Origin of the sequence: Streptomyces sp. NPDC005576, from assembly GCF_042871745.1 — a bacterium.
Classification (GTDB): domain Bacteria; phylum Actinomycetota; class Actinomycetes; order Streptomycetales; family Streptomycetaceae; genus Streptomyces.
The window spans coordinates 35018-53838 of the sequence record NZ_JBIAJC010000001.1; the positions used below are offsets into that span (position 1 = coordinate 35018).

17 protein-coding genes are annotated in these 18821 nt (G+C 72.9%); 5 read left to right on the plus strand and 12 right to left on the minus strand.

What is annotated here, in order from left to right:
- Positions 1-204: 204 nt before the first annotated feature.
- Positions 205-1302, plus strand: a complete 1098-nt coding sequence (locus tag ACFYPN_RS00190; RefSeq protein WP_389296284.1) for an LLM class flavin-dependent oxidoreductase — start codon at positions 205-207, stop codon at positions 1300-1302.
- Between the two features lie 30 nt (positions 1303-1332).
- On the opposite strand, the gene ACFYPN_RS00195 is transcribed toward ACFYPN_RS00190, so the two are convergent.
- The 4 genes from ACFYPN_RS00195 to ACFYPN_RS00210 all read right to left on the minus strand — a co-directional run bounded on the left by ACFYPN_RS00195 (position 1333) and on the right by ACFYPN_RS00210 (position 6870).
- Positions 1333-2304 carry a chlorophyllase gene (locus ACFYPN_RS00195; RefSeq protein ID WP_358764383.1) on the minus strand — a complete coding sequence of 324 codons (972 nt, stop codon included), beginning with the start codon at positions 2302-2304 and terminating at the stop codon, positions 1333-1335.
- A gap of 357 nt (positions 2305-2661) precedes the next feature.
- The gene (locus ACFYPN_RS00200) at positions 2662-4020 is read right to left on the minus strand and encodes a carboxyl transferase domain-containing protein (RefSeq protein ID WP_389296285.1); all 1359 of its coding nucleotides are present in this window, start codon (positions 4018-4020) and stop codon (positions 2662-2664) included.
- Between the two features lie 28 nt (positions 4021-4048).
- Positions 4049-5620 carry an acyl-CoA synthetase gene (locus ACFYPN_RS00205; protein ID WP_389296286.1) on the minus strand — a complete coding sequence of 524 codons (1572 nt, stop codon included), beginning with the start codon at positions 5618-5620 and terminating at the stop codon, positions 4049-4051.
- A 29-nt stretch (positions 5621-5649) separates the two neighbouring features.
- Positions 5650-6870 (minus strand): MFS transporter, encoded by a 1221-nt coding sequence (locus ACFYPN_RS00210; RefSeq protein WP_358764378.1) that lies wholly within the window; start codon positions 6868-6870, stop codon positions 5650-5652.
- 174 nt (positions 6871-7044) lie between these two features.
- On the opposite strand from ACFYPN_RS00210, the gene ACFYPN_RS00215 reads away from it, so the two are divergent.
- Positions 7045-7476 (plus strand): Lrp/AsnC family transcriptional regulator, encoded by a 432-nt coding sequence (locus ACFYPN_RS00215; protein WP_358764376.1) that lies wholly within the window; start codon positions 7045-7047, stop codon positions 7474-7476.
- Positions 7477-7494: 18 nt separating this feature from the next.
- On the opposite strand, the gene ACFYPN_RS00220 is transcribed toward ACFYPN_RS00215, so the two are convergent.
- The 4 genes from ACFYPN_RS00220 to ACFYPN_RS00235 form a co-directional block, all read right to left on the minus strand.
- The gene (locus tag ACFYPN_RS00220; RefSeq protein WP_389296287.1) at positions 7495-9171 is read right to left on the minus strand and encodes a GAF domain-containing protein; all 1677 of its coding nucleotides are present in this window, start codon (positions 9169-9171) and stop codon (positions 7495-7497) included.
- Positions 9172-9198: 27 nt separating this feature from the next.
- On the minus strand, positions 9199-10236 hold the full coding sequence (locus ACFYPN_RS00225; protein WP_389296288.1) for a rod shape-determining protein: 1038 nt from the start codon (positions 10234-10236) through the stop codon (positions 9199-9201).
- A gap of 147 nt (positions 10237-10383) precedes the next feature.
- A complete protein-coding gene (locus tag ACFYPN_RS00230) occupies positions 10384-10959 on the minus strand; it encodes a hypothetical protein (RefSeq protein ID WP_358764371.1) in 576 nt (191 codons plus the stop codon).
- Between the two features lie 26 nt (positions 10960-10985).
- On the minus strand, positions 10986-11504 hold the full coding sequence (locus tag ACFYPN_RS00235) for a MarR family winged helix-turn-helix transcriptional regulator (protein WP_389296289.1): 519 nt from the start codon (positions 11502-11504) through the stop codon (positions 10986-10988).
- Between the two features lie 166 nt (positions 11505-11670).
- On the opposite strand from ACFYPN_RS00235, the gene ACFYPN_RS00240 reads away from it, so the two are divergent.
- The 3 genes from ACFYPN_RS00240 to ACFYPN_RS00250 all read left to right on the plus strand — a co-directional run bounded on the left by ACFYPN_RS00240 (position 11671) and on the right by ACFYPN_RS00250 (position 14085).
- A complete protein-coding gene (locus ACFYPN_RS00240) occupies positions 11671-12690 on the plus strand; it encodes an NADP-dependent oxidoreductase (protein WP_358764367.1) in 1020 nt (339 codons plus the stop codon).
- Positions 12691-12771: 81 nt separating this feature from the next.
- A complete protein-coding gene (locus tag ACFYPN_RS00245; RefSeq protein ID WP_358764365.1) occupies positions 12772-13200 on the plus strand; it encodes an organic hydroperoxide resistance protein in 429 nt (142 codons plus the stop codon).
- A gap of 78 nt (positions 13201-13278) precedes the next feature.
- Entirely contained in the window at positions 13279-14085 is an 807-nt protein-coding gene (locus ACFYPN_RS00250; RefSeq protein ID WP_389296290.1) for an EI24 domain-containing protein, read from the plus strand.
- 154 nt (positions 14086-14239) lie between these two features.
- Here ACFYPN_RS00250 and ACFYPN_RS00255 read toward each other — a convergent pair whose 3' ends face one another.
- The 4 genes from ACFYPN_RS00255 to ACFYPN_RS00270 form a co-directional block, all read right to left on the minus strand.
- Complete coding sequence (locus tag ACFYPN_RS00255; protein ID WP_389296291.1) at positions 14240-16639, minus strand: ATP-binding cassette domain-containing protein; 2400 nt, start codon at positions 16637-16639, stop codon at positions 14240-14242.
- 94 nt (positions 16640-16733) lie between these two features.
- The gene (locus ACFYPN_RS00260) at positions 16734-17147 is read right to left on the minus strand and encodes a VOC family protein (RefSeq protein WP_358764359.1); all 414 of its coding nucleotides are present in this window, start codon (positions 17145-17147) and stop codon (positions 16734-16736) included.
- A 22-nt stretch (positions 17148-17169) separates the two neighbouring features.
- The gene (locus ACFYPN_RS00265; protein ID WP_358764357.1) at positions 17170-17580 is read right to left on the minus strand and encodes a helix-turn-helix transcriptional regulator; all 411 of its coding nucleotides are present in this window, start codon (positions 17578-17580) and stop codon (positions 17170-17172) included.
- Positions 17581-17795: 215 nt separating this feature from the next.
- Complete coding sequence (locus ACFYPN_RS00270) at positions 17796-18812, minus strand: aldose epimerase family protein (protein WP_389296292.1); 1017 nt, start codon at positions 18810-18812, stop codon at positions 17796-17798.
- Positions 18813-18821: the final 9 nt, after the last annotated feature.

Genomic DNA, 18821 nt, shown 5'->3' on the forward strand with positions numbered 1-18821 from the left:
GCCCCAGCCCCGGTCTCGCGACGCCCCGCGGTCCGGCCGCGCGTCCCGACCGGGCGCTGTCGTGCCGAGTGCTGTCGTACGTCCCGCTGACGGCTGACGCTCGAACGCCCGTACCGCCCCCGTACCGCCCCGCGTCGGCCGCGCACCTGCCGCCGGGGCGCTCCCGCTTCCCTCCGTTCCCACCGCTGCCGATCGGGGTCCGCCATGTCCGAGAGCTCCCTCCTGCTGCACTGGTTCCTGCCCACCGGCGGTGACGGCCGCGATCCGGGCGGGGTCACCGCCGTGCAGGGCCGCACCGGTTCCGCCACCCGCCGCCCCGCCGACATCGGTTACCTCGCGCAGGTCGCCCGCGCCGCCGAGACCGCCGGGTTCCACTCGCTGCTCACCCCCGTCGGGCTGGGCTGCGTCGATCCGTGGATCCTCAGTGCCGCGCTCACCCAGCACACCGAGCGGATCGGTTTCCTCGTCGCCTTCCGCGCCGGATTCACCAGTCCCACGCTGCTCGCCCAACAGGCGGACGCCTTCCGCCGGTTCGCCGGAGGAAGGCTCTCCCTCAACGTGGTCACCGGCGGCGACCCCGCCGAACAGCTCGCCTACGGCGACGCGTTGCCGCACGACCAGCGGTACGCCCGTACCGACGAGGTGATGTCGGTGGTGCGCGACCTCCTCGACGGCAAGGAGGTCGACCACGCCGGCGAACACCTGCGGATCGAGGGCGCGAAGCTCACCGACCCGGCCGTCCAGCATCGGGTGCCCCTGTACTTCGGCGGGGCGTCGTCCGCCGCCGAGGCCGTCGCCGCCCGACGGGCCGATGTCCAGCTCCTCTGGGGCGAGCCGCCCGCCGCCCTCGCCGGCCGCATCGCGCGGCTGCGCGCGGTGGCCCCGGCCCTGCGGTACGGCATCCGGCTGCACGTCATCAGCCGGGACACCTCCGCCGAGGCGTGGGCCGAGGCCGACCGGATCCTCGCGGGCATCGACCCGGAGGCGGTACGGGCCAGCCAGGAGCGGTTCGCGCGGATGGACTCCGTGGGCCAGGCCCGGATGACCGCCCTGCACGGCGGCAGCGCCGACGCTGCACGCCTGGAGATCTCCCCGAACCTCTGGGCCGGTATCGGCCTGGTGCGGGAGGGGGCCGGTACCGCGCTGGTCGGCTCGCACGACGAGGTGGCCGCCAGGCTGGAGGAGTACCGGCGGCTCGGCGTGGACGAGTTCGTCCTCTCCGGCTACCCCCACCTGGAGGAGGCGTTCCGGGTCGGCGAAGAGGTCGCCCCCCGGCTCCGTGCCCTCGCAGCGGGTACCTGAGCGACTCCCGGGGACGCGTCCGCGGGCCGCCTACTTGGTCTCGACGCGTCCGACCGGCTCGGGGTCGGCCGCGAGGGCCCGGCTTGCCCTCTGCCATGCGTCGTCACCGGGGTTGAGCCGGCTGCGGAGGTAGGCGGAGGTGAGCCGCCCGACGGCGGCGACCCGGTCGGGGTTCTCGTCGGTGGTCTCGGCGACGTCGTATCCGGAGATCCCGCCGAGTGCGTGCCCCGCGCCGAACAGGGTGAGCAACGCCTTGGGGCCGGGGGCCAGCGTGTAGGGGTCGGCGTGCCAGTCCGGCCCCATGTCGGTGAAGTGCCGGGAGTCGTCCTCGTCGCCGGCGACGACGAGCGTGGGGGTGGTCATGGTGGAGAAGTCGATGGTCGCGAAGACCGGCAGCGCCTCACCCATGGGCCCGTTGATGACGTCGCCCCTGCCCGGCGCGGCGAGCAGTACACCCGCCTTGATCCGGGGTTCGGCGAAGTTCACCCCTTCCCCGGTATCGGGGTCGGTGAGCCCGGCCCCGAGCAGGGTGCTGGAGGTGAAACCGCCGAGGGAGTGTCCGGCGACGGCGACCCTGGTGTGGTCGATCCGCCCGGCCAGCAGCGGCACGGCCTTCTCGATCTCGTCGAGCCGGTCGAGGATGTGGGTCATGTCCTCCGAGCGCGAACGCCAGAAGAAGGGTGCTCCGGGGGCGTCGGCGACCAGATGGGAGAGCGTCCTGGAGGTGAGGTGGGTGGGCTGGATGACCACCCAGCCGTGGGCGGCCCAGAAGTTGACGAGCGGGGCGTATCCGTTCAACGAAGAGAGGTTGTTCGAGGGGCCATGGCCGTGGGACAGGAGGATGACGGGAAGTGCCGATCCCGTCTCGGGCGCGGAGACGCGCACCTGGAGGTCCACGGGGCGCCCGGGTACGGACAGCACCACCGGGCTGTAGGACAGCACCGGGACGGGCGGGCCGAGGATGTCGGCGGTGGCGGTGGCGGTGGCGGTGGAGTTGCTCATGAGGTGGGGTTCACCCTTCTGTGGGCCCTGCCGTCCGGGGGTCTGTTTCCACCGGCGCAGGACAGGGCGGTCGGCGGCGCTCCACTTCCGACCGGACACGTCGAAGCGGAACGCTGCTCCGTTTACTATCCGGAACAGCGCTCCGCTTTGTCAAGTGCGCCCCGGATTCTCAGGCGTGCGGGTCCGCCAGGCGTGCGGGGTCGCCAAGACCACGGGTCCGCCAGGCGTGCGGGGTCGCCAAGACCACGGGTCCGCCAGGCGTGCGGGGACGCCAGGACCGGGGGCCCGTCAGGGGTGCGGGGGCGCGTGCGCGGGGAGTGGCGTGCGGGGAGGGGCACTCAGGGGTGCCCCCGCGCGTCAAGGGCTGTCCGGCTCCTCGCCCACGATCCCCCGGGCGATCCCCAGCGCCACCAGATCCTGGGGCCGCAGGCCGAGCTGGTCCGCCGTCCCGTCGGCCTCGGCCGGGGGGCGCTTGAGGATCGCCGCCGCCAACTCCGGTGCGATGACCGAGAAGTAGCTGTTCGCCGTGACGTAGGTGCGGCCGGGGGAGGCCAGCGCGAGTGCGCCGCCCGACCCGCCCTCGCCGATCACCAGCGAGGTCACCGGCACCCGGGCCTCCGCGACCGCCGCGAACGCCTCGGCGATGGCCGCGCCCGCCCCGGCCCGTTCGGCCGCCGCGTCGTTGGCGGCGCCCGGGGTGTCGATCAGGGTGAGTACGGGGACGCCGAGCCGGTCCGCGAGCCGGACCACCCGGGCCGCCGTCCGGTAGCCGGCCGGCCGGGTGGCGGTGCCGCACTGGGCGACGTACGCCACCGGCCGGTCTCCGTGCAGACCGAACCCGCAGAGGGTGCCGGCGTCCGTGCCGCCCGCCCGATCGCCGTGCAGGGGCAGCCGGTACGCGAAGTACGCGTCCAAGTACGCCTGCGCGCGCGGTCGTTCCGGTGCACGGGCCAGCGCAACCGCCTCCCGGCCGGTCTTGGGGAGCCTGGTCCGGGAGAGCACCCCGGGCACCGGTGCGGGCCGCACGCCGGACGCTCGCGCCCCGGCCTCGCTGCCGCCCCTCAGCACCGCCAGCCACCGGCCCAGCGTCCCCGCCAACTCCGCCTGGTCCACCACCGCGTCGACCTGCCCGGCCGCCAACTGGCCCTCGGCCGTGTAGGCGTACGGCTCCGCGTCCGGCGGGCGCACCCGTGAACCGGCGAACCCGACCTGCGCGCCCGCCAGTGCGAGCACCACGTCGGCGCCCGCGCCCACCGTGGCCCAGCCGCCGCCCGTCGTCGGGTCCCGCAGGACCGCGAGTTGCGGCAGCCCCGCCGCCCGCAGCTCCGCCGAGGCGCGGGCCACCCGCTGGAGTTGGGTGAGCGCGACCATGCCCTCCTGCATCCGGCTGCCACCCGTGGCGACGAGCGAGACCAACGGCAGCCGCAGCTCCCGCGCGAGCGTGTACGCGGCCGTCAGCCGGTCCCCGGTGCGGTGCCCCAACGAGCCTCCCAGGAAGCCGAATTCGAAGGCGAGCAGTACGCAGGGGTGTCCACCGACCGAGGCGGTGCCGTGCACGACCGACTCCGTCTCGCCGGTCCGCTCCTCGGCCTCGGCCAGCGCCGCCCCGTAACCGCTCCAGCCGAGCGGGCCGTCCGGTGTCCGCGGCCCGGCCGGGTGGTTGCCGTCGCCCGGGGCCGGCCGCTCGTCGAAGGCGTCCGCGACGACGGCGATCATCTCGCGCGCGCTCCTGCGCACAGGCCGCTCAACCACCGTGCCCCCGCCCCTGGTCCTGTGCCTGCCCCTGCCCCCGGTCCTGTGCCTGCCCGTGCGGCTCGGTGGCGGTGGCCGTCAGGGCGCGCTTCATGATCTTGCCCAGGTCGTTGCGTGGCAGGGCGTCGAGATACCGGACGACGCGGGGGCGCTTGTGCGGGGAGAGGAGTTTCGCCACATGGTCCGCCAACTCGGCTTCACCGGGCGGTGATCCGGGGTCGGCCGGGACCACCCAGGCGACGATCCGCTCACCGAGATCCGCGTCCGGCTCGCCGGTGACGGCGGCCTCACGCACCCCGGGGTGGTCGAGCAGGGCGTTCTCGATCTCACCCGCCCCGATCTTGTAACCGCCGCTCTTGATCAGGTCGGTGGCCTTGCGCCCGACGATCGTCACGTACCCCTCGGGGTCCACCGTGGCCATGTCGCCGGTACGGAACCAGCCGTCCTCGGTGAACGCCGCCGCCGTGGCGTCCGGACGGTTGAGGTAGCCGGTGAAGAGGTTCGGGCCGCGCACCTGGATCTCGCCGATCGCCCCGGGCCCCACCGTGGGGGAGTCGTCCTCCTCCACCAGCCGGAGTTCGACCCCGGCGAGCGGCGGTCCGACCGTGCCGGGCCGGGGGGCACCGTCCATCCGGACAGAGGTGTTCATCAGGGTCTCCGTCATGCCGTACCGCTCGACCACCCGGCGCCCGGTCGCGGCGTGGACGCGTTCATGGTCGTGGACCGGCAGCGCGGCGGAACCGGAGACCAGCAGTCGCGCCCCCGCCAGCGCCCCGGCCAGTGCCGTCCCGGCCTTCCCGGCGGCGGCGAGCGCCTCCGCCAGGCGGTGGTACATGGTGGGGACGCCGAACAACATCGTTCCCCCGGAAGCAAGTTCGCGGGTCACGCCCTCGGCGGAGAACCTCCCCAGGTGACGTACCGAACCGCCCCGGCGCAGCGGCCCCAGCACCCCGAGGACCAGGCCGTGCACATGGAAGAGCGGCAGCGCGTGGACGAGGACGTCGTCGGCGGTCCATCCCCAGGCGTCCTCCAGGGCGTCCAGCGAGGCGGCCAGCGCCCGGCGGGGCAGGACCGCGCCCTTGGGCGGTCCGGTGGTCCCGGAGGTGTAGACGATCAGCGCGGCCGTCTCGGGACCGGGCTCGACGAAGCCGGAGCCGGAGCCGGAGCCAGTGGTGGAGGCGGCGGCGGGCGCGTCCTCGTCGACGCGCACGTCGATCCGGGGGAGAGTGGCGAGCACCGGCGGCAGCACGTCGTCCGGTCCGGCGAGCACCGCGGCCGGCGCGCTGTCGCCGACGATGTGCGCGAGTTCGCGCTCGCCCGTCTTCGGGTTGAGGGGTACGGCCGGCACCCCGGCGAGGAGCGCGGCCACCACGGAGACGGCCGTCTCCGCCGACGGGGTCGCCCAGACGGCGACCCGCCCGCCCGCCCGGGTGATCCGGGGCCGCAGCGCCCCTGCGAGAGCCGCCACACGGGCGTACGAGAGGGAGAGTTCACCGAACCGGACGGCCTCCCGGCCTTCCGTGCCGGCCGGGGGATTCTGGAGCGCGGGGAGAAGTGGCGTCACGCCCGCCAGCGTACGGGCCGGCCGCCGGCTCAGCCGGGGTCCCGCTGGATGTTCCGCATCCGCCCGTACGCGTACACGCACCCCGCCAGCGCGAGATCGGAGAGCAGCATGAAGCCGATCGAGTACGAGCCCTTCGCGCTGTAGATCGCGCCCATCACCAGCGGCGGTACGAACCCGCCGAGGCCGCCCATCGCCCCGACGATGCCGGTCACGCTGCCCACCTTCGGCTGCGGCGTCACCTGCGAGACCAGCGCGAAGACACTGCCGCTCGCGGTGCCGAGCCCGGCCGCCATGGCGAGCAGCGCGATGGTGCCGACCGGGTTCAGTGTCGGGTCGAAGGCCTGGACGACCGCCATCAACGCGGCCAGCAGCAGCGCGCCCGCGGTGACCAGCGCGGGGTGCGCGTGGTCGGAGAGATAGCCGCCCACCGGCCGGAAGACGACGGTGACCAGCGCGAAGCCGGCGGCCTTGGTGCCCGCGTCGGTGGGGGACATGTCGTACCAGGTCTTGAGGTAGGTCGGCAGGTAGACGCCGAATGCCACGATGCCGCCGAAGCCGATCGCGTAGAGCGCCGAGAGCTCCCAGGTCACCCGCAGTCGGCCCGCCGCGCCGAGCCGGTGCACCAGGGTGTCGGCCGGTACGGCCCGGTCGGGGCGGTCGGTGATCAGGACGGCGGCCAGCAGCGCGAACACCAGCAGCGCGGCCGCGACCACCAGGAACGGCAGGTTGTCGTTGTGCTTGGCGATGCGCGGGGTGAAGTAGCCGGACAGCGCCACACCGCCCATGCCCATGCCGAAGACGCCGAGCGCGAGCCCCCGGTCGGAGGGCGGGAACCACGAGTTGACCAGCGGGATGCCGATGGCGAACGTGGTGCCGCCCAGCCCCAGCAGGAACCCCACCGCGAGCATCGCCCCGTACGAGTCCTTCGCCGGGATCAGCAGCAGGACCGGCACGATGGTCAGCGCCGACACCGCGGGAAACATCAGCCGCGCCCCGTACTTGTCGGTGAGCGCCCCCACCGGGATACGGCCGAGCGAGCCGACGATCACCGGCACGGCGACCAGGAAGGACTGCTGGAACGAGCTGAGCCCGAGCCGGTCCTTGAACTCGCCCGACAACGGCGAGACGAGGTTCCACGCCCAGAAGGTCAGCGCGAAGCCGATCGTCGCGACGACGAGGTTGCGGTACGCGGCGGCGGACGGCCTGGCCGCCGCCGGGGCGGCGGGGTGCTCGGGGGCTGCTGTTTCCACGGCCCCAGTCAAAACCGCCCGGCCCCGGTGGGCCCGTCGGGCTGCTCCAAGCGGGGCACCACGACGGCCCCGCGACGACCCCGCGACGGCGGGCGCGCTCACCCCCGGTGCCCACCCGTGCGCGCACCGCCCCCTCCGCAGTCGGTTTTGTCCGAATGCTGCGACAATCGCGGTATGGACCGGCTGGACAGAGAAATACTCGCCATCCTCCAGGAGGACGCCCGGATCTCGTACCGGGACTTGGGCGTACGCGTCGGGCTCAGCGCCAACGCCGCAGGTGACCGGGTGCGCCGGATGCGCCGCGACGGAGTCATCCGCGGCTTCACGGTGATCGTGGACCCCGCCGCCGACACCCGCTCCGGACTCGTCGTCTTCATCGACGTCTCGCTGCGCCTGGACACCACCAACGAGGAGTTCGAACGCTCCGTGCTGATGCTGCCGGGCATCACCGAGGTGGTGCACCTGACCGGCGGCCACGACTACCTCGTACGGGCCACGGCCGCCGACCCCGGCGCGCTCGACAGCCTGTTGCGGCGCCTCAAGCGGGATGCGGGCGTCGCCCACTCCATCACCCGGATCGCCCTGCGGGCCGCCCCCGCACACTGACCCGCCGGGTGCGGCGGCTCAGATCGGCGCCTGCCAGGTGACCGGCGGCAGCCGCTCACCCCGCTCGTCCCGGTCGTCGTCGGCGACCAGCAGGCGCACCGCGCGCCGGCCGTCCGGCAGCCGTACCGTCGCGTCCACCTCGACCTCGATCGCCGAGACCCCCGTCCGGCGGTGTGCGGCGGCCAGCGCGCCCCGCAGGGCCGCCAGCAGTTCCCCGGCCGCAGGCTCGGTCACCAGTGTGTCCACCGCGCCCGCGAAATGCACGGACGGCTGGAAGCCGAGCAGCGCCGAAGCGCCCGCCGTCTCCCGCAGCACCCGGCCCCGGAACGTCGTCGGGGCATCTGCGGGCGGCTGCTGGAGGGCGAAGATCGTGGTCCGCACCTCCTGGATCGTCGAATCCAGCTCGTCCACGGCCTTCACCAGCAGACCGTCCGCCGCCACCGCGTCGCCCGCGTCCCCGGTCCACTCCGGGGCCTTCGTCGCGGCCACGGCCCGGCGCCGGGCCGACTCCAGCGTCATCTCCGTGGCGAAGAGCCGCTGGACCACCAGATCGTGCAGATCACGGGCGATCCGGTCGCGGTCCTCGTAGACCGCGAGCTGCTCCCGGTCGTGCTGGGCGTCCGCCAGGACCAGGGCGAGCGCCGCCTGCGAGGCGAACTGGGTCGCCAGCTGCCGGTCCGCCGAGGTGTACGGCCGGCCGCCCCGCAGTCGGGGCAGGGCGAGGGTGCCGATCAGCCGGCCGCCGCTCTCCAGCGGCAGCATCATGCTGGGCCCGAACCGGTGGCGTACCGAAGTCGTCATCAACGGGTCGGTCGCCGCGTCCTCCATGAAGACCGGCTCCCCGCCGAGCAGTTGGACGAGGACGGGGGCGCCGGGCGCGATCGTGGCGCCCAGCAGACCCGCCGGGTCCTCCAGGGTCGACACGGTGACGATCTCCATGCCGCCGTCCTCGCGGGACTGGAGGATCACCCCGGCCGCCGCCTCCGCGAGCACCCTGGCCCCCTCGGCGACGGTCTGGAGCGCCTCGGACCGGCTCGTCCCGGTGAGCAGCGCCGTGGTGACGGCCGCCGAACCCTGGATCCAGCGCTCCCGCTGGAGGGCCGACTCGTAGAGCCGCGCGTTGCTGATCGCGATGCCCGCCTGGGAGCCCAGGACCCGCAGCAACGCGTCGTCACCATCGGTGAAGGGCCGCCCGCCGCTCTTCTCCGTGAGGTAGAGATTGCCGAACACCTCGGTGTCGACCCGGACGGGAGTACCGAGGAAGGTGTGCATGACCGGGTGCCCGGGCGGCACTCCGACCGAACGCGGATCACGGGTCAGGTCGTCGGAGCGCAGCGGCCGGGGGTCGTGGATCAGCGCGCCGAGCACTCCCTTGCGGCCGTCCGGGAGTGCGCCGATGCGCCGGCGGTCCTCCTCGCCGAGGCCCGCGGTGTACAGCTCGGTGATCCGGCCGGACTCGGGGTCCAGCACGCCGAGGGCGGCGTAGCGGGCGTCGGTCAGCAGGGAGGCGGTGTCCACGATCTGCTGGAGCGTGGTGCCCAGCCCCAGATCGGTGCCGACGCTCAGCACCGCCTCCAGCAACTCCGGCAGCCGGGGCGCGTAGGAGTCCGGTGCGCCCTCCGGCCGGTCCGGACCACCCGCCGCACCGAGGACGTCCTCCGGCCCCTCCGGCCCGGTACCGCGCCCTCGCGTCATCCGCCTCGCCCCGGCCGTGCGGCGCGGTCAGCCGGCGAGCGGGTTGAGGACCATCGGGGCGATCGTGCCGTCGAGCATCGCGCCGAGGCCGAGGATCGAGCAGGTGTCGGGCCGTTCCGCGATGGTCACCGGCATCCCGGTGGCCGACCGCAGCAACTGGTCGAAGCCCGGCAGCAGGGCACTGCCGCCGACCATCATGATGCCCCGGTCGGCGAGGTCGGCGACCAGATCGGGCGGGCAGTCCCGCAGCACCCTGCCCAGTCCGTCCACCACCGCGGTGAGCGGGGTGTGGATCGCCTCGCGCACGGCGGCCGTGTCCACCTGCACCGAACGGGCCAGCCCCGTCGCCACGTCACGGCCGTGGATCTCGGTCACCGCCGGCCCCTGCGAGGTCAGCCCGTTGCCGCTGAGCGCCAGTTGGAGGGGGCGTACGGACTGGCTCGGCAGCATCAGTTCGTGGTGCTGGCGCAGGTGCTGGATCACCGCGTTGTCGATGGTGTTGCCGCCGATGGGGAGGCGTACGGCGGTGACGATCGAGCCCAGCGAGAGCACCGCGATCTGCGTGGTGGCCGCTCCGCACACCATGATCATGGTCGCGGTCGGCTGCTCGACCGGCAGCCCGCAGCCGACGGCCGCCGCGATCAGGGTGTCCACCAGCTCCACCCGGCGGGCGCCGAGTCCGACCAGGGTCTCCACGGTGGCGCGCTGGGCCAGCGGGTCACTGTCGTGCGGGGTGCAGGCGGCGGCCCGCAGCCGGGGCTTGCGGCGGAGCTGACGGCGGAGCTTCTCACCGATCAGGTGGCGCAGCATGCGCTGGGCCATCTCGATGTCCACGACGGTTCCGCCGGTGACGGGCCGGGCCACCCGGATGTACGCGGGGGTGCGGCCGGTCATCTGCTCGGCGAGCGCGCCCACCGCGATGAGCGATCCGGTGCGGGTGTTGATGGCCGCGACGCTCGGTTCGTCCACGACGAGCCCGAGCCCCTTCACGTACACCCGGGTGCTCGCGGCCCCCAGGTCGACGGCGATGTGGCAACGGCGCAACTGCTCAAGGCTGACGGTCACGACGGGTTCTCCCGAGAGCGCTGGTGGTGTCCCGGCGGTGGCCGGCTCTCCTCTGCATCGTGGGCGGGGCGGGGGCGGGGCGCGCGCTGGGGTACGCCGCTGGGGGTGCCCGGCGGCGTACCCCGGGCGCGGCACGGGGGCCGGCCCTCAGCCGGGCAGCAGCCGCTGGAACAGGCCCCAGGTGAATTCGGCGACGTACGGGGCGCCGGTCGCCGGGTCCGTGAAGGCGAGCGCCCAACGGGTCGGGGCGCTGCCCTCCATCGGGCGGGCCGGCGGGAAGGCCCGCGCCACCTCGTCCACCGTGCAGGACCACGGGGTGAGGTCGGACGCGCTCCGCAGCGCGGGGCCGGGGCTCCCGGGCGCGCGGACCAGCCACGCGTTCCACACGGCTCCGCCGGGCGCCGCCATCACCTCGAACCGCAGGTCGGGCCAGAGCGGCAGCGCCCACGTCAGCGCGGAGCACTCCAGGTCGCCGACCTTCCGCCGGACCGACCCCTCGGGCTCGCCGAGCACGGAGCGGTACCTGCGGAGCACTCCCCGCCCGCCGGGCCCCCGCACCATGGCCTGCCAGCGGCGGTTCGCCTCGCGCGCCTCGGCGAGGGTGGCGCTCAGCTCGTGCCGGGCCTCCTCGGCCAGCTCCGGCTGGTGGTCGGCCATCCGGCGGAGCAGGACCAGCTGGAACTGGAGCGGTCCGAAGGGAGCGGCGGCGGTCATGCCGTCCATCCTGCCCCGCCCGTCCTTCCTCCGGCTCAGCTCCCGGTGCTCGCGGTGGTCCCGGTGGTCCCGGTGGTCCCGGTGGTCCCGGTGATGAGGTCTTCCAGCGCGGTGCCGTCCTCGCCGGGCCCGGCGCCGAGCATCCGGCGCAGCAGGTCCCGCAGCACCGTGCGCTCGGCCTCCGACAGGCCGGCCAGCGGCTCCCGGGCGAAGTCCAGCGCCTCGCGCAGCCGCAGCGCGGTCGCGCGCCCCTTCTCGGTCGGGGCGGCGAGCTTCACCCGCCGGTCGTGCGGGTCCGGGCGGCGCTCGACCAGGTCCCGGACCTCCAGTCGGTCCACGATGCCGGTCACGTTCGAGGGTTCGCACTTCAGCTTCTGCGCGATCCGGCGCATGGGCATCGGTTCCAGGGACAGCAGACCCAGCACCCGTGCCTGGGCGCCGGTGAGGGAGAAGGAAGCGGCGGCCCGGTCGTACTCCTCGTAGTAACGCGCCACGACAGTGCCGATCAACTCGACTACTTCGAGGGTCAGAGGATCTGCACGCGGGGTGGTCATGACACACAGGATACCCAGTTGCTTGACAAGATGAAATATTCAGGAGCATGGTTGTTTCAGGTGGTGAAGCTTCATGTGGTGAAGCTTTTCCGTGCCGCCCGCCCCGTCGCGTGTCGGCGCCCATCCGCACCCCCCACCAGCCCCGCACCGAGGAGAACCCGAGCCCATGACTGCAGCACTTCCCGCGTCCAGCCGCGAATGGCACCTCGTCGCCCGCCCGCACGGCTGGCCGAAGCCCGAGGACTTCGCGCTGCGTGAGGCGCCGGTGTCGGCTCCGGCCGAGGGCCACGTCCTCGTCCGCAACCTCTACTTCTCCGTCGACCCGTACATGCGCGGCCGGATGAACGACGTGAAGTCGTACACCCCGCCCTTCCAGCTCGACCGGCCGATGGACGGCGGCGCGGTCGGCGAGGTCGTCGCCTCGAACGCCGAGGGCATCGCGGTCGGCGACCACGTCCTGCACGGCCTCGGCTGGCGCGAGTACGCCGAGGTCCCCGCCAACCGCGTGGCGAAGGTGGACCCGGACGTCGCCCCGCTCTCCGCGTACCTCGGCGTGCTCGGCATGACCGGTCTCACCGCCTACGCCGGCCTCTTCGAGGTCGCCTCCTTCAAGGAGGGCGACGTGGTCTTCGTCTCCGGCGCCGCCGGCGCCGTGGGCAGCCAGGTCGGCCAGATGGCCCGGCTCAAGGGCGCCTCCCGCGTCATCGGTTCGGCCGGATCCGACGAGAAGGTCAAGCTCCTCGTCGAGGAGTACGGCTTCGACGCGGCGTTCAACTACAAGAACGGCCCGGTCCGCGACCAGCTCCGCGAGGCCGCCCCGGACGGCATCGACGTCTACTTCGACAACGTCGGCGGCGAGCACCTGGAAGCGGCGATCTCCTCGTTCAACGTGCACGGCCGCGCCGCCATCTGCGGAATGATCGCCCAGTACAACAGCACCGAGCCGACTCCGGCCCCGCGCAACCTCGCGCTGATCATCGGCAAGCGGCTGCGCCTGGAGGGCCTGCTCGTCGGCGACCACACCGCGCTCCGGCCGAAGTTCGTGGAAGAGGCGGCGGGCTGGCTGGCCTCGGGCGAGCTGAAGTACCGCGAGACCACCGTCGAAGGCATCGAGAACGGCTTCCACGCCTTCGACGGCCTGATGCGCGGCGAGAACACCGGAAAGATGATCGTCTCGCTCGTCTGACCCCAGACCAATGGCCCCGGTTCACTGGATCCAGACCCATGGCCCCGGACCAACGTCCGTACCAGCAGGAGGAACACGCCCATGAGCATCCCGAACATAACCGTTGCCTACACCGCCGTCGCCACCGCCGAGAACGGCCGTGACGGCCGGGTGTACTCCGACGACGGCAACCTCGACGTCGTCGTCAACCCGCCGAAGGCGATGGGCGGCAGCGGCAACGGCACCAACCCCGAGCAGCTCTTCGCGGCCGGCTACAGCGCCTGCTTCCAGAGCGCCCTCGGCGTCGTCGCGCGGCAGAAGAAGATCAGCATCGCCGGGTCGACCGTGACCGCGTCGGTCGGCATCGGCCAGGCGGACACCGGCGGCTTCGGCCTGGAGGTCGCGCTCACCGTCTCCATCCCGGACGTCGACGCCGACACCGCGCGGGAACTCGTCGAGCAGGCCCACCAGGTCTGCCCGTACTCCAACGCCACGCGCGGCAACATCAAGGTCGACCTCGTCGTCGCCTGACCCCGCGGCACACGGTACGGCCGCGCCCCCCGGACACCCCATGGCGGCGTCCGGGGGGCGCGCACGTACCCTGGCGCCATGAGTGATCTCGCGGCCGGATTCGGCTACTTGCTGAAGGGACAGCGCTGGGTCGTCCGGCACGGTCGCTGGTTCGGTTTCGGGCTGCTGCCGGGACTGATCACCCTCGTCCTGTACGCCGGCGCCCTCGTCGGACTCGCCTACGGTGCGGACGACTTGGCCGATTGGTCCACTCCGTTCGCCGACGACTGGTCGTCGCCCTGGCTCGGTCTGCTGCGCAACACGCTGACCGCGCTGGTCTTCGTTTTCGGACTCTTCCTCGCGGTCATCACCTTCACCGCCGTCACCCTCCTGGTCGGCCAGCCGTTCTACGAGTCGCTCTCCGAGGAGGTCGACCGCAGCGAAGGCGGTGAGGTCCCCGAGTCCGGGCTGCCGCTCTGGCGCGAACTCTGGCTCTCCGCACGGGACTCCGTCCGCATCCTGGTGCGGGTCTCCCTCTACGGCATCCTCCTCTTCGCCCTCGGATTCATCCCCGTGGCCGGGCAGACGGTCGTGCCCGCCCTCGGCTTCTGCGTCTCCGGCTACTTCCTCGCCGAGGAACTCACCTCCGTCGCCCTCCAGCGCCGGGGACGCGACCTGCGCGCCCGGCTGGCGCTGCTGCGCGGCCGGCGGGCGCTGGTGCTGGGCTTCGGCGTCCCGTTGACGCTCGCCTTCCTCATCCCGGTCGTCGCGGTGTTCCTGATGCCGGGCGCCGTCGCCGGGGCGACCCTGCTGGTGCGCGACCTCGTCGGCACGGAGGACGCGGCGGCCACCCCCGGCTCGGCGGCCGCGCCGGTCACCTCGCTCGTGAAGGCCGAGGACGACTGAGGGACCGGGGGACCTGTGACGCCCGGGTCCCCGGCAGACGCCCCCACTCCCTGCGTGCGGCTCCGTCGGGCGCTGGTGGAGGACGGGGACGGCCCCCGGTGTGCACCCCTCAGGCCCCTCAGGCCCCTCAGGCTCCTCAGGCCCCTCAGGCCCCTCAGGCCCCGACGTACTCCGCCAGGTGCTCGCCCGTGAGGGTGGAGCGGGCGGCGACCAGGTCGGCCGGGGTGCCCTCGAAGACGATCCGACCGCCGTCGTGGCCCGCCCCCGGGCCGAGGTCGACGATCCAGTCGGCGTGCGCCATGACCGCCTGGTGGTGCTCCACCACGATCACCGACTTGCCGGATTCCACCAGCCGGTCGAGCAGGCCGAGCAACTGCTCCACGTCGGCCAGGTGCAGACCCGTGGTCGGCTCGTCGAGCAGGTAGATCCCGCCCTTCTCGGCCATGTGCGTGGCCAGCTTGAGGCGTTGGCGCTCACCGCCGGAGAGGGTGGTCAACGGCTGACCCAGGGTGAGGTATCCGAGCCCGACGTCCACCAGACGGTCGAGAATCCGCTCCGCGGCCGGCGTTGCCGCCTCGCCCCCGGCGAAGAACTCCCGAGCTTCGGAGGCCGACATGGCCAGCACCTCGCTGATGTCCCGCCCGCCGAGCCGGTATTCGAGCACCGAGGTCTGGTACCGCCGGCCCTCGCACTCCTCGCAGACCGAGGCGACCGACGCCATCATCGCCAGATCGGTGTAGACGACCCCGATGCCGTTGCAACCGGGGCAAGCGCCCTCGGAGTTGGCGCTGAAGAGCGCCGGCTTCACCCCGTTGGCCTTCGCGAACGCCTTGCGGACCGGCTCCAGCAGTCCGGTGTACGTCGCCGGGTTGCTCCGCCGCGACCCCCGGATCGGGCTCTGGTCCACCGAGACGACGTTCTCGCCCCCCGCCTGTCGCGGCAGCGCCCCGTGCACCAGCGAGCTCTTCCCCGAACCGGCGACCCCGGTCACGACCGTGAGCACCCCGAGGGGGAGGTCCACGTCCACGTCACGGAGGTTGTGCGTGGAGGCGCCCCGGATCTCCAGCGCCCCGGTGGGCACGCGCACCTCGGCCTTGAGCACGGCCCGGTCGTCGAAGTGGCGGCCGGTGACCGTGTCGCTCTTCCGCAGCCCCTCGACGGTCCCCTCGAAGCAGACCGTGCCCCCCGCCGTACCGGCACCCGGACCCAGGTCCACCACATGGTCGGCGATGGAGATCGTCTCCGGCTTGTGTTCCACCACCAGCACCGTGTTGCCCTTGTCCCGCAGCCGCAGCAGCAGGGCGTTCATCCGCTGGATGTCGTGCGGGTGCAGCCCGATGGTCGGCTCGTCGAAGACGTAGGTGACGTCGGTGAGTGAGGACCCGAGATGGCGGACCATCTTCACGCGCTGAGCCTCACCGCCGGAGAGCGTGCCGGCCGGGCGGTCGAGCGAGAGGTAACCGAGCCCGATCTCCACGAACGAGTCGAGGGTCCGCCCCAGTGCGGTGAGCAGTGGCGCCACCGAGGGTTCGTCCAGACCGCCCACCCACGCGGCGAGGTCGCTGATCTGCATCGCGCAGGCGTCGGCGATGGAGATCCCTGCGATCTTCGAGGACCGTGCCCCCTCGCTGAGCCGGGTGCCCTCGCACTCGGGGCAGGCGGTGAAGGTGACCGCGCGTTCCACGAACGCCCGGATGTGGGGCTGGAGCGCCTCCTTGTCCTTGGCGAGGAAGGACTTCTGGATCTTGGGGATCAGTCCCTCGTAGGTGAGCGTGACGCCCTCGACCTTCACCTTGACCGGCTCCCGGTACAGGAACTCCCGCATCTCCTTCTCGGTGAAGTCGCGGATCGGCTTGTCCGGGTCGAGGAAGCCCGACTCCGTGTAGACCCGCACGGTCCAGAAGCTGTCGGACTTCCAGCCGGGGATGGTGAACGCGCCCTCGGCCAGGGACTTGGAGTCGTCGTAGAGCTGGGTGAGGTCGATGTCGGAGACGGTGCCCCGGCCCTCGCACCGGGAGCACATGCCACCGGTGCGGTTGAAGGTGGCCTTCACGGCTTTCTTCGCCCCGCGTTCGACGGTGATCGCCCCGCTCGCCCGGACCGAGGGGACGTTGAACGCGTACGCGCCGGGCGGGCCGATGTGCGGCTCGCCGAGGCGGCTGAAGAGGATGCGCAGCATCGCGTTGGCGTCGGTGGCGGTGCCCACCGTCGAGCGGGGGTCGCCGCCGAGGCGCTGCTGGTCGACGAGGATCGCGGTGGTCAGGCCGTCGAGCACGTCCACGTCGGGCCGTGCCTGCGTGGGCATGAAGCCCTGCACGAAGGCGCTGTACGTCTCGTTGATCAGCCGCTGCGACTCGGCGGCGACGGTGCCGAACACCAGGGAACTCTTGCCCGAGCCGGAGACGCCGGTGAACACGGTCAGCCGGCGCTTCGGGAGCTCGACGCTGACGTCCTTCAGGTTGTTCACCCGCGCGCCGTGCACCCGGATCAGATCGTGGCTGTCCGCCCCGCGCTCCTCGGCCGACCCGCGATCCGTCCCCTGGGCCCTGCTCATGCTGTCTCCTCCTGCGGTGCGGTGCGGTGCGGTGGCGCGTGCGTCACTGCTCGTGCTGCGTCACTGCTCGTGCTGGGTCACTTCTTGTTCTGGATCACTTCTTGTTCTGGGTGAAGCGCAACATGTTGCCCGACGGGTCGCGGAAGGCGCAGTCGCGGACCCCGTAGGGCTGGTCGACCGGCTCCTGGAGCACCTCGCCGCCGCCCTCGCGGATGCGCTCGAAGGTGGCGTCGACGTCGTCGGTCGAGAAGATGACCCCGCGCAGGAGGCCCTTCGCGAGGAGTTCCGCCACGGCCTGCCGGTCGGCGGCCGAGGCGCCCGGGTCCGCCAGCGGCGGCTCCAGCACGATGTTCACGTCGGGCTGCGAGGGGGAACCGACGGTCACCCAGCGCATCCCCTCGAACCCCACGTCGTTGCGGACCTCGAGTCCGAGCACGTCGCGGTAGAAGGGGAGCGCCTTGTCGTGGTCGTCGACGGCGATGAAGCACTGGGAAAGGTTGATGTCCATGCGTTTCACGCTACGGGCGGGGTCATCGTTTCGCTTCTCCATTCCTGACCGGTCGCGTGTGGATCTTCGCGACACAGGCGGGGACGGCCGCGCCCGCCTCGTGGGAGCGGGCCCGGTAAGCACTCGGGCTCTCGCCGACCAGCTCGGTGAAGCGGGAGCTGAACGACCCGAGCGAGGTGCACCCGACCTCGAAGCAGACCTCGGTGACCGACAGGTCGCCCCGCCGCAGCAGCGCCTTCGCCCGCTCGATCCGGCGGGTCATGAGGTAGCTGTACGGGGTCTCCCCGAACGCCGCCCGGAAGCTGCGGGAGAAGTGGCCCGCCGACATCAGGGCGGTGCGGGCGAGCGCGGGGACGTCGAGCGGTTCGGCGTACTCGCGGTCCATCCGGTCGCGGGCCCGGCGCAGTCTGCGGAGGTCTTCCAACGACGTCATCCGGCCACCTTCGCACAGCGCCCGCCGACCGCGCCCGGCCCTTCGGAAGTTCCGGAGCGTCCGGGAGGGGAATGATCGCGGCGATACCGGGTACGTACCGGACTCGGGACGGTCCACGCACGGAGGAGCCCCGCAGCGGACCTGACACCGCTGCGGGGCTCCTCCCTCGTCCGTCGCCCGCACGTTCGGGCGCGTCCGGCCGGGCCTGGCCGGGGTCAGCGCACCGAGAAGCCGTACTCCGTCGTCGAGACGTGCTCCTCGCCCGGCCGCAGCACCGTGCTCGGGAAGTCGGGCCGGTTCGGCGAGTCCGGGAAGTGCTGGGTCTCCAGAGCGATCCCGGCGGACGCCACGAACGGGCCGTCGCCGAGGTGGTCCGCGGTGTAGAGCTGGATGCCGGGCTCCGTCGTGCGGACCGTCAGCGCACGTCCGGAACCCGCGTCGTACAGCTCGGCCACGACGGGGGCGCGCTCCCCCGGAGAGTCCGGCGAGTCCGGAGCGTCCAGTACGTAGTTGTGGTCGTACCCCGGGCCCACCGGCTTCGGCCGGCGGAAGTCGAACCGGGTGCCGTCCACCGGGGCGAGTTCGCCGGTCGGCAGTGAGGCGGCGTCCACCGGGGTGATCCGTCCGGCCGCGATCCGCAGCTCGTGCCCGAGCGCGCTCCCGGTGCCCGCGCCGGCCAGGTTCCAGTAGGTGTGGTTGGTGAGGTTCACGACGGTGGGCGCGTCGGTCGTCGCCCGGTAGCCGATCCGCAGCGCCCCGCCCGGCTCCAGCGTGTACGTCACCGAGACCGTCAGCCGTCCGGGGAAGCCCTCTTCGCCGTCCTCGGCGACGAGGCCCAGCTCCACGCCCCCGTCCACCTCGCGGCCCGGCCAGACCCGCTTGTCGAAGCCCCGTGCCCCGCCGTGCAGCTGGTTGGGGCCCTCGTTGGCGGTCAGCCGGTGGGTGCGGCCGTCCAGCGTGAAGGAGGCACCCCCGATGCGGTTCGCGTACCGCCCGCAGACCGCGCCGAAGAACGGCGAGGCATAGGTCGTGTAGCCGGCCAGGTCCGGCAGTCCGAGGACGACCTCCCCGGCGGTCCCGTCCCGGTCCGGCGCCTCGACGGACTGGACGACCGCGCCGTACGTCAGCACGCGCACCCGGGTCCCGTCGCGTTCCAGGGTCCAGCGCTCCACGGACGTACCGTCCGGGAGGGCGCCGAATGCCTCACTGCTGATCGTCGTCACCGTACTCATGATCGGACT

Excerpts from the sequence above, each read along its gene's own strand:
- ACFYPN_RS00265 (WP_358764357.1), bottom strand. The coding sequence starts at position 17,580 with ATGACGTCGTTGGAAGACCTCCGCAGACTGCGCCGGGCCCGCGACCGG.
- ACFYPN_RS00220 (WP_389296287.1), bottom strand. The coding sequence starts at position 9,171 with ATGACGCGAGGGCGCGGTACCGGGCCGGAGGGGCCGGAGGACGTCCTC.
- ACFYPN_RS00250 (WP_389296290.1), top strand. The coding sequence starts at position 13,279 with ATGAGTGATCTCGCGGCCGGATTCGGCTACTTGCTGAAGGGACAGCGC.
- ACFYPN_RS00215 (WP_358764376.1), top strand. The coding sequence starts at position 7,045 with ATGGACCGGCTGGACAGAGAAATACTCGCCATCCTCCAGGAGGACGCC.
- ACFYPN_RS00235 (WP_389296289.1), bottom strand. The coding sequence starts at position 11,504 with ATGACCACCCCGCGTGCAGATCCTCTGACCCTCGAAGTAGTCGAGTTG.
- ACFYPN_RS00240 (WP_358764367.1), top strand. The coding sequence starts at position 11,671 with ATGACTGCAGCACTTCCCGCGTCCAGCCGCGAATGGCACCTCGTCGCC.
- ACFYPN_RS00200 (WP_389296285.1), bottom strand. The coding sequence starts at position 4,020 with ATGATCGCCGTCGTCGCGGACGCCTTCGACGAGCGGCCGGCCCCGGGC.
- ACFYPN_RS00245 (WP_358764365.1), top strand. The coding sequence starts at position 12,772 with ATGAGCATCCCGAACATAACCGTTGCCTACACCGCCGTCGCCACCGCC.
- ACFYPN_RS00260 (WP_358764359.1), bottom strand. The coding sequence starts at position 17,147 with ATGGACATCAACCTTTCCCAGTGCTTCATCGCCGTCGACGACCACGAC.
- ACFYPN_RS00270 (WP_389296292.1), bottom strand. The coding sequence starts at position 18,812 with ATGAGTACGGTGACGACGATCAGCAGTGAGGCATTCGGCGCCCTCCCG.
- ACFYPN_RS00255 (WP_389296291.1), bottom strand. The coding sequence starts at position 16,639 with ATGAGCAGGGCCCAGGGGACGGATCGCGGGTCGGCCGAGGAGCGCGGG.
- ACFYPN_RS00190 (WP_389296284.1), top strand. The coding sequence starts at position 205 with ATGTCCGAGAGCTCCCTCCTGCTGCACTGGTTCCTGCCCACCGGCGGT.
- ACFYPN_RS00230 (WP_358764371.1), bottom strand. The coding sequence starts at position 10,959 with ATGGACGGCATGACCGCCGCCGCTCCCTTCGGACCGCTCCAGTTCCAG.
- ACFYPN_RS00195 (WP_358764383.1), bottom strand. The coding sequence starts at position 2,304 with ATGAGCAACTCCACCGCCACCGCCACCGCCACCGCCGACATCCTCGGC.